The 16,321-nt window shown below is 60.7% G+C and carries 12 protein-coding genes and 3 tRNA genes; 9 read left to right on the forward strand and 6 right to left on the reverse strand.

Annotated elements, in window-relative coordinates:
• Positions 1–22: 22 nt before the first annotated feature.
• The 9 genes from ispE to LVD11_RS00735 all read left to right on the forward strand — a co-directional run bounded on the left by ispE (position 23) and on the right by LVD11_RS00735 (position 6,426).
• A complete protein-coding gene (gene ispE / locus LVD11_RS00695; protein ID WP_237054943.1) occupies positions 23–940 on the forward strand; it encodes a 4-(cytidine 5'-diphospho)-2-C-methyl-D-erythritol kinase in 918 nt (305 codons plus the stop codon).
• Between the two features lie 18 nt (positions 941–958).
• Positions 959–1,033: transfer RNA gene (locus LVD11_RS00700), tRNA-Gln, on the forward strand.
• A 441-nt stretch (positions 1,034–1,474) separates the two neighbouring features.
• Entirely contained in the window at positions 1,475–2,407 is a 933-nt protein-coding gene (locus LVD11_RS00705) for a ribose-phosphate pyrophosphokinase (RefSeq protein ID WP_255775242.1), read from the forward strand.
• Between the two features lie 213 nt (positions 2,408–2,620).
• Positions 2,621–3,265, forward strand: a complete 645-nt coding sequence (locus tag LVD11_RS00710; RefSeq protein ID WP_237054948.1) for a 50S ribosomal protein L25/general stress protein Ctc — start codon at positions 2,621–2,623, stop codon at positions 3,263–3,265.
• A gap of 5 nt (positions 3,266–3,270) precedes the next feature.
• Positions 3,271–3,879, forward strand: a complete 609-nt coding sequence (gene pth, locus LVD11_RS00715; protein WP_237054950.1) for an aminoacyl-tRNA hydrolase — start codon at positions 3,271–3,273, stop codon at positions 3,877–3,879.
• Between the two features lie 84 nt (positions 3,880–3,963).
• On the forward strand, positions 3,964–5,055 hold the full coding sequence (gene ychF, locus LVD11_RS00720) for a redox-regulated ATPase YchF (RefSeq protein ID WP_237054952.1): 1,092 nt from the start codon (positions 3,964–3,966) through the stop codon (positions 5,053–5,055).
• A gap of 81 nt (positions 5,056–5,136) precedes the next feature.
• Positions 5,137–6,051: a DMT family transporter gene (locus LVD11_RS00725; protein WP_237054955.1), complete on the forward strand. Its 915-nt coding sequence runs from the start codon at positions 5,137–5,139 to the stop codon at positions 6,049–6,051.
• A 184-nt stretch (positions 6,052–6,235) separates the two neighbouring features.
• A tRNA-Met gene (locus tag LVD11_RS00730) sits at positions 6,236–6,312 on the forward strand.
• Positions 6,313–6,351: 39 nt separating this feature from the next.
• Positions 6,352–6,426: transfer RNA gene (locus LVD11_RS00735), tRNA-Gln, on the forward strand.
• Positions 6,427–6,856: 430 nt separating this feature from the next.
• Here LVD11_RS00735 and LVD11_RS00740 read toward each other — a convergent pair.
• The 6 genes from LVD11_RS00740 to pyk all read right to left on the reverse strand — a co-directional run bounded on the left by LVD11_RS00740 (position 6,857) and on the right by pyk (position 16,280).
• Entirely contained in the window at positions 6,857–7,939 is a 1,083-nt protein-coding gene (locus LVD11_RS00740) for a sulfite exporter TauE/SafE family protein (RefSeq protein ID WP_237054956.1), read from the reverse strand.
• Positions 7,929–9,455 carry a tryptophan halogenase family protein gene (locus LVD11_RS00745; protein ID WP_237054958.1) on the reverse strand — a complete coding sequence of 509 codons (1,527 nt, stop codon included), beginning with the start codon at positions 9,453–9,455 and terminating at the stop codon, positions 7,929–7,931. Before LVD11_RS00745 ends, LVD11_RS00740 begins: the two co-directional genes overlap by 11 nt.
• A gap of 23 nt (positions 9,456–9,478) precedes the next feature.
• Entirely contained in the window at positions 9,479–11,044 is a 1,566-nt protein-coding gene (locus LVD11_RS00750) for a tryptophan halogenase family protein (RefSeq protein WP_237054960.1), read from the reverse strand.
• Positions 11,045–11,065: 21 nt separating this feature from the next.
• Positions 11,066–11,782, reverse strand: coding sequence for a SapC family protein (locus LVD11_RS00755; protein WP_237054962.1), 717 nt, complete (start codon positions 11,780–11,782; stop codon positions 11,066–11,068).
• A 120-nt stretch (positions 11,783–11,902) separates the two neighbouring features.
• Entirely contained in the window at positions 11,903–14,449 is a 2,547-nt protein-coding gene (locus tag LVD11_RS00760; RefSeq protein ID WP_237054964.1) for a TonB-dependent receptor, read from the reverse strand.
• Between the two features lie 394 nt (positions 14,450–14,843).
• Positions 14,844–16,280 carry a pyruvate kinase gene (pyk, locus tag LVD11_RS00765; protein ID WP_237054966.1) on the reverse strand — a complete coding sequence of 479 codons (1,437 nt, stop codon included), beginning with the start codon at positions 16,278–16,280 and terminating at the stop codon, positions 14,844–14,846.
• Positions 16,281–16,321: the final 41 nt, after the last annotated feature.

Raw genomic sequence — 16,321 nt, forward strand, 5'->3', positions numbered from 1 at the left:
ACACAGGCATTGCCCGCTCCTTATGCCCCAGGAAGAGTCACAGATCACCCGGCCGCCGGCAGACCTGGTACTACCGGCTCCCGCCAAGCTTAACCTGCTGCTGCGTATCCTCGGCCGCAGGAGCGACGGTTACCACCAGCTACAGACCCTGTTCCAGCTCCTGGATTTCGGCGATGAACTGGCTTTCACCCGCACGAAAGACAATGACATCACGCTGTCATCCGATGGTGGCGACGCCGGCAACATCCCCCTTGAGGACAACCTGATCTTCCGGGCGGGGCTGCTGTTACGCGAACATTGCGGCGCCAGTAACGGCGTACATATCCACCTCCACAAGCGCCTGCCGCTTGGCGGTGGCATTGGCGGCGGCAGCAGTGATGCAGCGACCACCCTGCTGGGGCTCAACCACCTCTGGGGATGTGGGCTCTCCATCGACACCCTGGCGGACCTGGGGCAGCAACTCGGCGCCGATGTGCCCGTCTTTGTCCGCGGCCACACTGCCTGGGCCGAGGGTGTGGGAGAAGAGCTGGTCCCCGTACACACGGAAACCCGGCACTATGTTGTGGTAATACCGGGCTGTTCCGTCAGTACCGCAGCGGTTTTCCGGCACCCCCGTTTGACAAGAGATTCCGCCGCAATTACATTACCGCACCTTCGCGACAGGCGGCTTGACGGTCACTGGCTGGAAAGACATTCCGGCAACGATTGCCAGCCCCTGGTTGAAGAGCTCTATCCCGAGGTGCGCGCGGCCAGAGAGTGGCTGCAGCAGTTTGCCAGTGCGCAACTGACGGGCACCGGGGCCTGCGTTTTCGCAGCGTTCGAGGATGCCGGTAAGGCACAACGGGTACTGGGCCAATTACCGGCCGGATGGCTAGGCTTTGCCGCGACAGGGGTGAATACCTCCCCTGTCCACGAGCAACTCGCGAAGGTGACCAGCTGATTGACGGTCGCGAACCACTGGGGCGTAGCCAAGCGGTAAGGCAGCGGGTTTTGATCCCGTCATGCGTAGGTTCGAATCCTACCGCCCCAGCCATATTTTCCGATTCGCACGCAGCGGATCGAAGCTCCGGAATTCGACAGGTTCGAGCCGACTAACTTGCGAAGCAAGTTTGGGCGCCGGAGTAGAAGTAAACGGACGGCGGGGCGAAGCCCCGAGCACGAACGAGTCCACGGGCAGGGCCGCCGGAAACCAGCGAGCCGACAGGCGAAGCTAATCCTACCGCCCCAGCCACTGTTCAGCTTCAGCGGAAACGTCTGTGTTTTCGCTGGACAATGACAGGCTTGCCAGACTGGCCTGTAAGCGGTACCCCCCGGTGCCGTGCGGAACTGATGTTCAAATTCCCCCGCGGCGCCTGTGCCGCCACAGCATAAAGGTGACGCTACTGCGCGCTACAAGCTTTCACAATCGCAGGCATCTAAACTTCAACCACATCAACAATCATCGGATCAAAAGGTACACGCAGTGGCTGACTTAATGGTCTTTACCGGCAATGCCAACCCGGAACTGGCGCAGAAAATTGTCGACCAGATGGCAATCCCCCTCGGCGAGGCCGTGGTGAAACGCTTTTCGGATGGCGAAATTGCGGTGGAAATCACCGATAACGTACGGGGCCGCGACGTTTTCGTAGTCCAGTCCACCTGCCAGCCCACCAACCGCAACCTGATGGAACTGATCCTGCTGGTGGACGCCCTGCGCCGCGCTTCCGCCGGCCGTATCACCGCGGTGGTGCCCTACTTCGGCTACGCCCGGCAGGACCGCCGCGTGCGGTCCCAGCGCGTCCCCATCTCTGCCAAGGTCGTGGCAGACATGATGGTCAGCGTCGGTATCGACCGGGTTCTGACCGTGGACCTGCACGCCGAGCAGATCCAGGGCTTCTTCGACGTACCTGTAGACAACGTCTACGGCTCGTCTGTGCTGCTGGATGATATCGAGCGCCAGAAGTACGAAGACCTGGCAGTGGTCTCTCCGGACATTGGCGGCGTCGTGCGCGCCCGGGCGGTGGCCAAAAGCCTCGACTGCGACCTGGCGATCATCGACAAGCGCCGCCCCGCAGCCAACGTCGCCGAGGTGATGAACATCATTGGTGAAATCAACGGCCGCACCTGCCTGCTGGTGGACGACATGGTGGATACTGCCGGCACCCTGTGCAATGCCGCCAATGCCCTGAAAGAGCACGGCGCCAAGAAAGTGGTGGCCTACTGCACCCATCCGGTCCTCTCCGGGGCGGCAATCGACAACCTGAACAACTCGGTGCTGGATGAGCTGGTGGTCACGGATTCCATCCCCCTGGGCGACAAGATGCAGCGGGCCCCCAAGATTCGCCAGCTCACCCTGTCCGCCATGCTGGCCGAGTCCGTGCGCCGCATCAGCAATGAGGAATCCCTGTCAGCCATGTTCCGCTCCTGACGGGACCGTATCCCGGCGATCCCGGGATACTGACAAACAAGGGGGCACCGCTACTGGCGCTGCCGCGGCGATTCCCTTAGAATACGCGCCCGCCCGGCCATGGCCGGGCGTTTACTATTGGGCCCAACCGTATTGATTGCGGGCCCATCTTTTAGCAATGCCAGGGCGGTCCGGTCGCAGGTCGCTCTGGACAGACAACCAGAGGTCTAACCCATGTCTGATTTCATCCTGAACGCCAACGTCCGCAGCGACGAAGGGAAAGGTGCGAGCCGCCGCCTGCGTCGCGAGGAAGGTCGTGTACCCGCCATCGTTTACGGCGGCAAGGCCAAGCCCGCCTCCATCTCCATCCTGGCCCGCGAAATGTGGAAGGCCCTGGAGAGCGAGTCCTTCTTCTCCTCCGTCCTGACCCTGGATATCGAAGGCAAGAAAGAGACCGTGATCCTGCGTGACCTGCAGCGTCACCCGGCCCAGCAGATCCTGCTGCACGCCGACTTCCAGCGCGTATCCGCCAACACCAAGGTTCACCTGAAAGTGCCGCTGCACTTCCTGAACGAAGACACCTGCAAGGGCGTCAAGGCGGGCGGTATCGTCTCCCACACCCTGACCGAGCTGGACATCAGCGCGCCGGCTTCCAAACTGCCGGAGTTCATCGAAGTGGACCTGGCGGACCTGGAACTGGACGGTACCATCCACATCTCCGACATCAAACTGCCGGCCGGCGTCGAGTCTGTGGACCTGAGCCACGGCGAAGACCACGACCTGGTAGTTGCTTCTGTGCACAAGCCCCGCGGCGCTGTTGAAGCTGAAGCCGAAGAAGGCGAAGGCGAAGCGGCCGAAGGCGAAAGCGGCGAAGAGTAAGCGCTTTGTCGAAGGCACCGGACACGCCCATCCAGTTGATCGTGGGGCTCGGCAACCCGGGTCCCGAGTACGACCGGACGCGCCACAACGCCGGTGCCGACTATGTCACCGAGCTGGCACGCCGCTACGGCGTCCAGCTCGCGCAGGACAGCAAGTACCACGGCCTCTCCGGCCGGGTACGTATCGGTGGGCAGGATATTCGCCTGCTGATTCCCACCACATATATGAATCGCAGCGGCCAGTCAGTAGGCCCGCTGGCGAACTTTTTCAAGATTCCCCCGCAAGCCATCCTGGTCGCTCATGACGAGCTGGACCTGCCACCGGGCACCGCTCGCCTGAAATCCGGCGGCGGCCACGGCGGCCACAACGGGTTGCGGGATATCATTTCCGCCCTGGGCAACAGCCGCGATTTTATGCGCCTGCGCCTGGGCATCGGTCACCCGGGCAGCGCCCGCGAAGTGGTCAAGTTCGTCCTGCAACGGGCCCCGCGCTCCGAACAGGAACAACTGGCAGAAGCCATCGACCGGGCCGTGGACATTACCCCCACAGCCGCCGCGGGCGACTGGGGCGCCGCCATGAAAGAACTGCACTCCACCAAAGCGGCCGCCAAATAGATCACCAGATCGATTTCCCGGACACAATCCACCGCATGGGTGCAGCTGCGACCCATCGCTGAATGAGCAAACAGGAACCAGACCATGGGCTTTACTTGCGGTATCGTCGGCCTGCCCAACGTGGGCAAATCCACCCTGTTCAACGCCCTCACCAAGGCGGGCATCGACGCCGAGAACTTCCCCTTCTGCACCATCGAGCCGAATGCCGGCGTTGTACCGGTGCCCGACCCGCGCCTCGACAAGCTGGCGGAGATCGTCAAACCGCAGAAGGTAATCCCCACCACCATGGAATTTACCGATATCGCCGGCCTGGTTGCCGGCGCCTCCAAGGGTGAGGGCCTGGGCAACAAGTTCCTGGCCAATATCCGCGAAACCGACGCTATCGCCCACGTGGTGCGCTGCTTCGAGGACGATAACGTAATTCACGTGGCCAACCAGGTGCACCCGGTGGCCGATATTGAAGTCATCAATACCGAACTGGCGCTGGCCGACCTGGATACAGTGGAAAAGGCACTTCAGCGCTATACCCGCGCAGCCAAGGGACAGGACAAGCACGCCATCAAGATGAAAGCGCTGCTGGAGAAGATCCTGCCGCACCTGGATGAGGCCAAGCCGCTGCGCTCCTTTGGCCTCAGTGATGATGAGCTGGCTAACCTGCGGGAGCTGAGCCTCCTGACCGTCAAGCCCACCATGTACATCGCCAACGTGGACGAGGATGGCTTTGAGGAGAACCCACACCTGGACGCCGTGGCCGCCATCGCCGCTGAAGAGAATGCCGTGCTGGTCCCGATCTGCAACAAGCTGGAAGCCGAGATCGCCGAACTGGACGACGACGAAAAGCAGGAGTTCCTGGAGGAGCTCGGCATGGAAGAACCGGGACTGAACCGTGTGATCCGCGCCGGTTACGACCTCCTGGGCTTGCACACCTACTTCACCGCTGGCGTGAAAGAGGTGCGCGCCTGGACCATCCCGCTGGGAGCCACCGCGCCCCAGGCCGCCGGCAAGATCCACACCGATTTCGAGAAAGGCTTTATCCGTGCCGAGGTGGTGAGCTATGACGATTATGTCACCCACAACGGCGAGGCCGGTGCCAAGGAGGCGGGCAAATGGCGCCTGGAAGGTAAGGACTATGTGGTTGCAGACGGCGACGTGATCCACTTCCGCTTCAACGTCTGACCCCGTGCCCGCCGCCCCCAGCGCGGCGGGCCACTCTCTCCCTGCCGGCCGCAGCCGGCGCAACCGCCCCGGTAACTGCCCATGATGGAATCCAACTGGCGCATCGGCCTGCCACTGGCCCTGATTACCGCGTTTATGTGGGCCCTCCTGCCCATTGCCCTGAAGGGACTGCTGGACGAGATCTCGGCCACCACGGCCACCTGGTTCCGCTTTGCCGGCGCCGCTGTGCTGGCGGGTGGCTACTACCAGTGGAAACGTCGACTGAACCTGCGCCAGCTGTTCCAACGCTCACTGCTGCCCCTCACCCTCCTGGCAGTGGCCGGGCTATTGACCAATTACCTCTCGTACGCCTCAGGCCTGCGCTTTATCACCCCGGGCGCGGCCCAGATCGTCATCCAGCTGGCGCCCCTGCTACTGCTCACCTCCAGCGTCATCTGGCTGGGTGAGCATTTTTCCCCGCGCCAGTGGCTGGGAGTGCTGATGGTACTGGTAGGCCTGCCGCTGTTCTTTAACCAGAGGCTGCCAGAGCTGCTGCGTGGCGAGGACGCCGACTACCTGCTGGGCCTGGCGCTGTTTGTGCTGGCCGCGGTTGGCTGGGCCGTCTATGGCTTTTTCCAGAAGAAGATTTTGTCCCGCGCCCGCGCACAGGACCTGCTGGTGCTGATCTACATCGCCGGCACCCTGTGCTTCCTGCCCGGCGCAGACCCGCTGAGCGTAACCGGCCTGGACCCGGTGCAATGGGCCCTGCTCCTGTTCCTGACCGTCAACACCCTGGTGGCCTACGGCGCCTTTACCAAGGCGCTGGGGAACTGGGAGGCCTCCCGGGTGAGCGCCACCCTTGCCCTGGTGCCCCTGATGACACTGCTGATCGGCAGCGCCATCGGCACCGTCTGGCCGGACTATATTGAAGTGGAGACCCTCAACTGGGTGAGCTGGGTGGGTGCAGGCGTGGTGGTTTGCGGCTCCCTGTTCGCGGCAATCGGGCGCGGACGCTGACCATTTCACGCCCGGCGGTCGCAGCCCGACAGGCGCCCTGTGACAGCGGCTGGCAGCGACCGCATATAAATCGCCCAATTCGCTAACTTACTGAAAAGAAACGAAAATCGGGGGTTGACAGCCCCTCCCCGGCGCCCGATAATGCGCGCCCTCGGTTAAGCCGAGACACACATTGAAAGACAGTGGCAAGGTAGCTCAGCCGGTTAGAGCGCAGCACTCATAATGCTGAGGTCGGGAGTTCAAGTCTCCCCCTTGCTACCATTTTCAACTTGCGAGTACCCATTCTCGCATCCCTGTAACTGGGGCGTAGCCAAGCGGTAAGGCAGCGGGTTTTGATCCCGTCATGCGTAGGTTCGAATCCTACCGCCCCAGCCATTTTCCCCCCTCCCGCTCGAGACACATACACACCTCCGGAACAAGACCGGTTCGAGCCGCAGGCGGCGCAGCCGCCGGAGACCAGCGAGCCGACAGGCGAAGCTCATCCTACCGCCCCAGCCATTTTCCTCTCTCTCCAATCTCCAGTTTCACCGCATCGGTATAAACACCCGGCGCTATGCACCCCTGTATCCCGGGTTTTCTCGAGCCTGGCCAGGCGCACACAAGGTGCGCCCCTACGCAAGCGTCCTGTAGGGGCGGCCCTTGTGATCGGAGGGTAAGGCGCAGGTTCACGCATCGATTTGCGCACGTCGCGATGCCGGTGCACTGCACTTATTTCGCCTTTTTCGCCCCGTGACGCACTATGGGGAAAACGCCCATAAAAAAAGCGGCCCTGTCGAGCCGCTTTCAGTGATCGGAGCGCCTGTGGTCAGCGACTTTCCATCGCCAGCCCCGCCACAGGTAGCCCTGCCGGGGATTCCTTATCCGGCCCGCCGGCGCGCCGAGCACGGGAGTGGCGCCGGGCCTCGCGGCGCAGGCCCAGCGTTCGCAGCCACTCGAAGCCAGCCAGGCACAGCAGGAGTGCCACGATCGCAGCCAGGATACCTGTTACACCCAATGTCGCCCGCTCCGCCACACAGGTCCAGACGAACTGCACCACACACAGCAAGGCCACCACCAGCAGGGTCGGCCGCCTTCCGATCAGGCTCACCACCAGCACACCCAGCGGTGCCCCCAGGGCGACCACCGGTGCCGCCGCCAGCCAGTTACCGAAGACGTCGGGCTGCCAGTCGCCAGCCAGCGATTTCACTGCAACACCAACCACAGAGGAGAACGCCATGATCACCACCGACGTGGGAATGGCCACCTTGAGATCTACCCGGCTCAGGAGCACCAGTGCGGCATAGATCACCATATCGATCCCCACCCCGGTCACCGCCACCGCACTGAAACCCGCGAGCCCGCCCAACAGCAGGCCCACCCGGAAGTCGAGGGGGCAATCCGGGTCACCGGTGTGGTCGTGGGCGGTAATTTCCCGCAGGCGATACAGGTGCAGGATACCGAAACTCCCCCACAGGATCGCGAAAGCCAGCTTGACCCAGAGATCCGGCACCAGCGGGGCAAACAACAGGATACCGGCCGGCGTCGCCACCAGCGCCCCCATCAATGCGCCTCGCAGCATCGCCCAGGCAAGGGGCTGCCGCCGGGCGAGGATATACAGGCTGGCACTCACCATCCCGATCGACTGGACCGCAAAACTGAAGTCCCGCCCCAGGCTGGCGGGCATATCAAACAGCAGCACCAGTACCGGGAACCCCACGGTTCCACCTCCCATGGGGGTTGAACCCGCTGCATAGCTGCCGAAGGCCATGGCCAGCGCCATGGGCCAGTGCTCGAGCGCAACGTCCAGCTTTCCCTGGCCAAAAACAACAAGGGCCCATACGGCATAGAACAGGGCCAGCCCGGTATACCAGACCCAGAGGAAGGAGCCGGAGCGGCGCTTACTGAACACCGTCACCTCCGGCCATGTCCTGGCGCACCGTCTCGAGAAAATGCTCATGGGTCTGGCACGCCGGCAATACCTGGCCCACCTGGGCGGAAAAGCGGGAGAATATCCCCATCGAATCACGCTCATCGAGCGACATCGTCAGGCGGGGGTAGCGGTTCATACCATAGAGAACATAGCGATAATTCATGTCGGTAAAGATACTGGCAAAACTGCCGGCAAAGTCCTGGTGCTCGCAGATCTTGTGCTCCCAGACCCGCAGTTGTTGCTCCAGCCACGGGCAACGGGACAATGTTGACGCTGCCGCACGCCAGAACGCCGTATCGTCCCTGTCAGTCAGCGCGTAGTGCAGCACAATAAACTGCTTCAGGTCCTCGTAGAAACCGCGCATCCTGGCGTTGTAGGCCTCCCGCAGCGGGGGCACATCCATTCCCCCGGCGAGGTGCGTTGCCAGCAGGCCAACCCCCAGGTGAATCATATGCAGCCCGGTGGATTCCAGCGGCTCGATAAAACCTCCGGCGAGCCCCACTGCGACACAATTGCCCACCCAGCAGTCCTGCCGCCGGCCAACACGCTTGTCCAGGTGGTTGCAGCTGAGGAACTCTGAATCCCGCCCCAGGAAGTCACGCAACTCGGCTTCAGCCTGGGATGGAGTGAGTCGTTTGCTGTCGTAGACATAACCGCAGCCCTGGCGGCTGGTCAGGTCAATCTGCCGGGCCCAGCCGTGATCGAGGGCGGTGGCCACGGTATAGGGGCGTGGCCGCCCGTCCCCAGGCAGGGCTCTCTGGATCGCAACGGCCTTGTCACAGGGCAGCGCATCTGCGAAGGACTCCCAGTTGTCGGCCTTCAGGCGGTCGATCAGGAGTCCCCGAAAACCCGTGCAGTCGACGAACAGATCCCCGGAAATTGATCCGGAGTCAGTCACAACGCTCCGGATCTGCCCATCGCCAACCACGACATCGGAAACCGTCGCCTCAATATGGTTGACCCCCGCCTCGACCGCCTTGCGCCGCAGGAAGCGCCCCATAAGGGTGGCGTCGAGGTGATATCCGTAGGGCGTGACGCCACCAAAATCGGGCGACCTGGGGGCCTTGGGGCATAGTCCATCGGTAATCAGGTGGGAATTGATACTGACAGCTTCATCGTAGCGTTCACTACCGGCGCGATCACTGAGCAGCCAGGCAGAGGAAATATCGATCGATCCCCCCGGCTGCTGCTGGTCAAAGGGGTGGAAGTACTCATGGACCCTGGCCCCGACCGGTTTTTTCCAGTTGCGGAACATAATGCCGGTTTTGACCGTGGCATTGGTTTCGGCCATCAGCTCCTTTTCATCCAGCCCCATGGCGGCGAAAAAGAAGCGAATACTGTGGACCGTGGCTTCACCGACACCTATTGCCCCGATATCCGGGCTCTCGATGACATTGATCGAGAAATTCTTCCGGGCCTGGTTGAAGTAACGGTTCAGGTAGATGGCCGTCATCCAGCCGGCAGATCCCCCGCCGACAATGTTGATCACTTTCATGGGATTTACGGACATAGTTTTGACTAGACAGCCTGCAGGCCAAAGCGGGAGATTTTCTCGATCAGCTCGCGGTGCTGCGGCAGGTGTTCACACAACTGTTGCCCGAGCTGCGCGATTTCGGCAAAACGGGCGTTTGCCTGCCCCCCCGCGCCGTACCGGCCACGGATAGTATTCAAGGAGGTGCCGTACTCCATGCCGTAAAGCACATACAGGTAGTTGGGCAGGTTGAAAATTTCCAGCTTGCTGGGAAAGTCATACCCGGTGGGCGGTTGGAACCGCCAGAGCTCCAGTTTCTCGAGCAAACTGTCGGGGATGGATGCAAGATCGCGATTATCCCTCCAGAACTCGCTGTCGTCCCTGCGGGAAATACAGTAGTGGAGCTTGATAAACTCGATAACCCGGTCCCAGGCGTTGCGCGTGTGCCGGTTGAACTGGTCCGCAGCAATACCCATGACGTGCCGGTTGGCCGGGAAGGTATCCGCCAGCATCCGCGCCGTCGCGTCGTAGACCAGGATCCCCGTCGCCTCCAGCGGCTCGACAAAGCCCTGGGAGAGCCCGATGGCTATACAGTTACCCTGCCAGAAGCGCTCCCGGTAACCTACCTTCATGGGAATACGGCGTACCTGCGCCGTTTCACCGGCACTACCCAGGTACTGGCGAAACACATCCTCCGCCCTCTGGTGATCCGTATGGGCACTGGAGTAGACATATCCAGTCCCCCTGCGGTGCGGCAGGCCGATATCCCATATCCAGCCAGACTCCTGCGCTGTGGCGATGGTGTGGCTGGGTATGGGTGCACGCTCCTCGCCATAGGGCACCTGGGCCGCAAGGGCGAAATCGGCAAACAGTTGTCCAGACTTATCCGTGAAGGGGACCCGCATCGCCTGCCCGAGCAACAGGGAGGAAAACCCGGTGCAGTCGACAAAGAGGTCTGCGGAAATCTCACCGTGTTTATCGGTTTCTACCGCTGCGATATCGCCATTTTCAGCCAGCCTGGCCCGAAGTACATTGCCGGTCAGGTGCCGTACCCCCAGTTTCTCCACTGCGTGCCGGGTCAGCAGGCGGGCAAATTTGGCTGCGTCCAGATGATAGGCGTAACTGGTATATCCCTGGTACTCGGGCTGGGTAATATCCTTGGGCGCCAGTCCCCGGTCACAGACCCTGCCCTGCACCGAAACGGCATCCACATAAGGAACAGCCCCATCCTGCGCCAGCCAGTATGGCGTCAGGTCGCCAGCGTGACTGTCGGGGTAATCAAACACGTGGTGATAGTAGCGCCGGCCAGGCTGGCCCGGGGATCGCACCCAGTCGACAAACTTGATGCTCTGCTTGAAGGTGGCATCACACTCGCGGATAAACTCGCTTTCACTGATACCGAGGTAATTCAGGCTCTGCCTGATGGCAGGCACGGTGCCCTCACCGACACCAATGGTGGGGATATTTTCGGACTCGATTAACGTGACGCGGACACCATCGGGATTATCCGGGGAAAGCCTGCGAGCGAGGTGGCACGCCGACAACCAGCCGGCCGTGCCCCCTCCAACTACCAGCACATGTCGTATTTCACCGGACGCGTGACTTTTGTCCATGAGCTGATTCAGGCTGGCGGATCAGGCGCCGGCCTGCATCTTGGCGAGCTTTGACAGCTGATGCAGTGAGCCCAGCTGGGCATAGAGTGCGGGCAAGAAGCCACGCTTACGGAAATCCGCGAAGTCCTCGTCACCCAGCTCATTGAGCTTCTTCTCGTCGACGATATACAGGCCGGAGAGATTGATTTTCTCTTCGCCCGCATTGACCGAAACGGACTGTTGGGTCAACAGCTCTTTATCGACCAGGACCTGGACAAAGGCACGGGTGATCTGGTCGCTCTCCAGGTAATGGATCAGCGACTCTTTCTTGGCCTTCAGGTATTCACTCTCTTCCCCGTTCTCCTCGAACAGAGGGTTGCCCTCTTCCTTGCTGACCAGGGAGCTGTCCTCATTGATGCCCACGACCAGCTGGTCCTCGCCCTGGCCACTCGGCGCCAGCACAAAGGGGTGATTGCGGATACTGCCAGGCACGAAGACCCCCTGCCAGCGATCACCATCCACGAACAGGTTCTCGCCGACCTTCAGGCCCAGCAGGGCAACTGACTGGAACTGGCCGGTTTCAGAGTTCTTTACAAATACGATCGGGTACTCGGCTCCCAGCCGGGTAAACTCGTGGGCCGTGACCGGCACCATGTGACTGTTCTTGACATGGCCAAAACTACCCAGTTCACGCACCTTCAGGTCACGGTGAGCGTCGCTCTGGAGGGGAACAATCTTGGGTGACTGCTTATTAGTCATACAACACCATCAATGTTACTTAGTTATTCTGTCGGATGATCCGCTAGTATATTTTTCATACGAAAAAAGGGAAGCGTAAACTTCCCTTTTCCGTTACCACCAATACTACCAGATTCCGGATCAGAACCTGGCGGAAACGCCCAGGTTCACCCGGCGAGCAGTCTCGTACTCGTACAGCGGGAAGCCCGGTGTAAAGCCGCTGCCCGGCGCCTGCTCGGCATTGTTACCCAGCTGTACAGACTCCTCGGCCAGCAGGTTGTTGACATCCAGCTTTACATCGACATTGTCAGTCGCGTGCCAGACGGCACTCAGGTCGAGGCTGCCGAAGTCATCGTGCAGGCGGTTTCCGTAGGAACCGGACTCACGAATCATGTACTCACTGCGCCAGTTGTAGGCGATACGCGCCGAGAACATGGCATTCTCGTAGTAACCGGTCAAGTTGTAGACATTCTCGGAGCTGTCGCTCAGGAACGGGTTACCGTCGGTGAAGGTATCCTCGGCAGTCGAGGTGTCAGTCCAGGTGTAGTTCACGATGGTGCCGAAGCCATTGCCGAAATCCTGCTGGTAGCCCAGCTCGATACCCGTAATGTCAGCACTTTCGCCGTTATCCAGCTCCTGTACCATCCAGCCGAATGCCTCTTCACTGGCTGGCAGGTCGAAGGGAATCTCGCTGGCATCGGCGGCGTACTCGCTGATGGTCACGAAATTGGACACATCCTTGTAGAACACTGCACCGGACAGCAGGGAGCCATCGGCGAAGTACCATTCCACACCCAGGTCGAACTGGTTGGCGGTATAGGGCTCGAGGCCAACATTACCCACTACCCAGATCTGGTTGTTGTCGATTTCGTCGTCCGCACCCAGCACATTCGGGTTCACGTACATGTCGACGTATTGCGGGCGAGCAATCACCTTGGCGGCAGAGGTACGCAGGATGACCTCGTCTGTCAGGTCGTAGGCCAGGTTGAAGCTTGGCAGGAGCTCCGAGTAGTCCGCACCCGTCTCGGTGCGCTGCCCGTCAAGGTAATAGGTGGAGGTGGCATCGGTCGCGATATAGCGCAGACCGAAGTTGCCCCGTACCCGGTCACCGGCATAGTTTGCCATTACGTAGAAAGCGTCGTTGGTCTCGTCAATCTCGCTGTAGGAGCCAAGATCCTCGATCTTGCCCACGATGGAGGAGCGTGCCCAGGCCTTGAGCGCACCGGCGTCCAGCTTGGGGATAGAGTAACCGCCGGCTCCCGCGTCGATGGTGCCATCGAGCACTTCCGCAGTGGAAATGGACGTGTCGAAGTCCGGATCCTGCAGGAACTCGTAGCGACGACTGGTGGCATTGTGGTCGGCAGTCTTGATTCCGGTCTTGATGCTGTTGATCAGGCCCAGCTCAACATCAAACTCGACGTCCGCCTGGAAGTAAGACTCCTCATCGGTCTTCGGCGTAGCGTTGAAGTTAGCCCCGGTACCCATGGCGACAGAACCCGGGTCGTAGGAAGCCAGGTCAAAGCCATTCAGGTCCCAGCTTTGGCCACCGCCAAAGAAATCGTAAGTACCACCCGGGATCGGGGTACCACCGGAGCCATCGTCCACTACCATCTCAAAATCCGTACCGCCACTGGACGTGGTGCGGCCAGCCTGAAAGCTCAGTTCGTATGAGTCACCGGAATAAGTGGTGGACAGGTCGAACACATCAGAATTCATGGTCGCTTCACGAGGCCGGGCCTGCAGGAAGGCGACGTTCAGCGGCCCGCGGGCAGTGGTGCCATTCAGCTGGTCAGCCGGGTCAACCTCTACACCACACCAGCCACAGTTGCCCTGGGTCAGCCACAGTGCATAGTTGGTATTGTCCGCTTCCATCTGCATGTCGATGGCATTGAAAACGATATCCAGGCGCTCGGTCGGCTGGTACTGGAAAGTGGCGTTAATCGCAGAGCGGTTACGCTCCTGCTCGAATGCCACCGGGCCTGCGCCCCACTCCCAGAACGCCTCGTTGCCCTGGCGCCGCAGCTGGCGCTCCTGGGATACGGCGGATAGCAGCACACCAAAGGTCTCGGAGTCGTTTTTCCAGCTGGCCAGGCCTGAGAACTGCGGGTCGGTGGAATCGGAATCGGATTGGGAAGACGCTTCAACAGCGCCGTGCAGGGTCATTGCATCGAGGTCCAGCGGCTTGCGGGTATTGATCACCACGGTACCACCGACGCCGCCCTCGGCCAGGTCTGCCTGGGAGCTCTTGTAGACTTCGATATCGCCTACCAGTTCAGACGGCAGCAGCTCATAGTTGAAGCTGCGCTTGGCCGGCTCCAGCACGAACCAGCCGGTGGATGCCACGTTCTGGCCATTCAGGGTGGTCAGGGTCAGGTCGTTACCGGCACCGCGGATAGACACTGCCGCACCTTCACCGAACTGGCGCTGGATCGTCACGCCCGGGACGCGCTGCAGGGACTCGGCAACGTTCTTGTCCGGGAACTTGCCGATATCCTCTGCAGAGATCGCGTCCACGATGGCATTGGAATCGCGCTTGGTACTGAGTGCATCCTGCAGAGAACCGCGAATACCAGTCACGGTTATCTCTTCAAGGGACTGGCCAGATTGGGCAACGGCGAGCGGTGACATCAAGCCACCACTGAGCACGGCCGCACTAATGGAAAGTGCAAGTTGATTGCGCTTTAGCATCGAATTTCCCCTTCCTTTTTATTGATATGAAGGCTGGTTAATAATTTTTTCACCTTGTACCGCCTAAATGATAGCGCTGTCATTCCGTTTTATGATAGCGCTGTCATCTGCAGTTATCGAAGATACACACAAAGAAATTAAAAAGCTACTGCTTCGCGGGTAAAACAGCGGTCAATTCCGGCCAATCCGGGCAAGAAACCGCCCAAATAACGTACATCCCGAATAAAAATTCTTGTTGCCTCAGTCACTTACAAACAGGGAAAAGCGGCAGGCAAAACTGATGCAGGTAAACCCGGAGGGAGGTAAAACGGCAGGTTTTTCGTCGAAAACATTGAATAGCAGGGCCAAACGGGCGCAAATCCTTTTGCACCCGGCCGGGAAGAGCGATCAAGAATTACTCAATCTCTTTGATCCGCATGGAGCTGGTGTGGCCACCCACGTTCAGGCGCTCGCCCTGGGTAATCAGGATACGCTGGCCCTTCTGCAGGTCGATCCGGGAGTTCAGCACCTCGATAATCGATTCGGTCAGGTGGCCCAGCGGCACCGGCGCCGGGTCGAATTCGGCCGGCTCCACTCCTCGCAACAGGACCAGCTGTCGTGCCACCCGCGGGTGACGGGTCAGGGCGTAGATCGGCAGCCGGGTCGTGGCCCGCGACATCAGACGCGGCGTGCGGCCTGATTCAGTCAGGGCCGCGATAGCGCACAGGTTCTCCACTCGTGCCGCCGCGTCGATAGCAGCCTGTGCAATCACGGTGTCGATACGATCAGATGCCCCTCGCTCAACCACCGGGCGCGGCACGCTACCCAGGTATTGCTCGGCCCCCACGATCACCTCTCCCATGGATTCCACTGCCGCCACCGGATAATCACCCGCCGCAGTCTCGGCGGACAGCATGACTGCGTCCGTACCATCCAGCACTGCATTGGCCACATCCATGACCTCGGCACGCGTGGGCGTGGGACTGGTAATCATGGACTCCATCATCTGGGTGGCGGTAATAACACCGCGGTTAAGGGCATTGGCACGGTTGATCAGTTTTTTCTGCACACCGATCAGTGCCGGGTCCCCGATCTCCACACCCAGGTCACCACGGGCCACCATGATCGCATCGGCGGCCAGGATCAGGCTGTCCATGGTTTCGTCGTCCGCAACTGCTTCAGCCCGCTCCACCTTGGCGACAATTGCCGCCTGGCTCCCGGCCTCCTCCATGGCGGCACGCGCAGTTTCCAGATCCGCCGCGCAACGGGGGAAACTGACCGCGAGAAAATCCACGTCCAGTTCTGCCGCCAGCTTGATATCACGATAGTCTTTTTCCGTGAGTGCCGGTGCGGACAGGCCACCGCCCAGCAGGTTGATACCCTTGTTATTGGAGAGCTTGCCGCCCTGCAGGACACGACAGAACAGCTTGGTGGGTGTTGTCCCGGTTACCTCCAGGCGGATCTTGCCGTCATCCAGTAACAGCACATTGCCTGCCTGGCAGTCCTCGATCAATGAGGGGAAGTCGACACCAACGCGATATTCATCCCCGCCCTCGGGCGGACAGTCCGCATCGAGGGTGAACTCGGCATCATTCTCCAGCCAGACACTGCCCGACGCGAAGCGCGCAATGCGGATTTTCGGCCCCTGCAGGTCTCCCAGAACCGCCACCAGGCGGTTCTGGGCGGCCGCGGCACTGCGTACCTCATCGACGCGACGCCGATGGTCGTCGGCACTGCCGTGGGAGAAATTAAGGCGCACCACATTGACGCCAGCACGGATCATCTCCTCGATTACATGAGGCTTGTCTGTGCCGGGACCGAGCGTGGCAACGATTTTTGTGTGTCGGATCATATAGAGACTGTCGTTTTCCAAAGACTGTAGTTACCGCTACG

This window comes from Microbulbifer sediminum (genome assembly GCF_021729035.1).
In the GTDB taxonomy this organism is placed as follows: Bacteria; Pseudomonadota; Gammaproteobacteria; order Pseudomonadales; family Cellvibrionaceae; genus Microbulbifer; species Microbulbifer sediminum.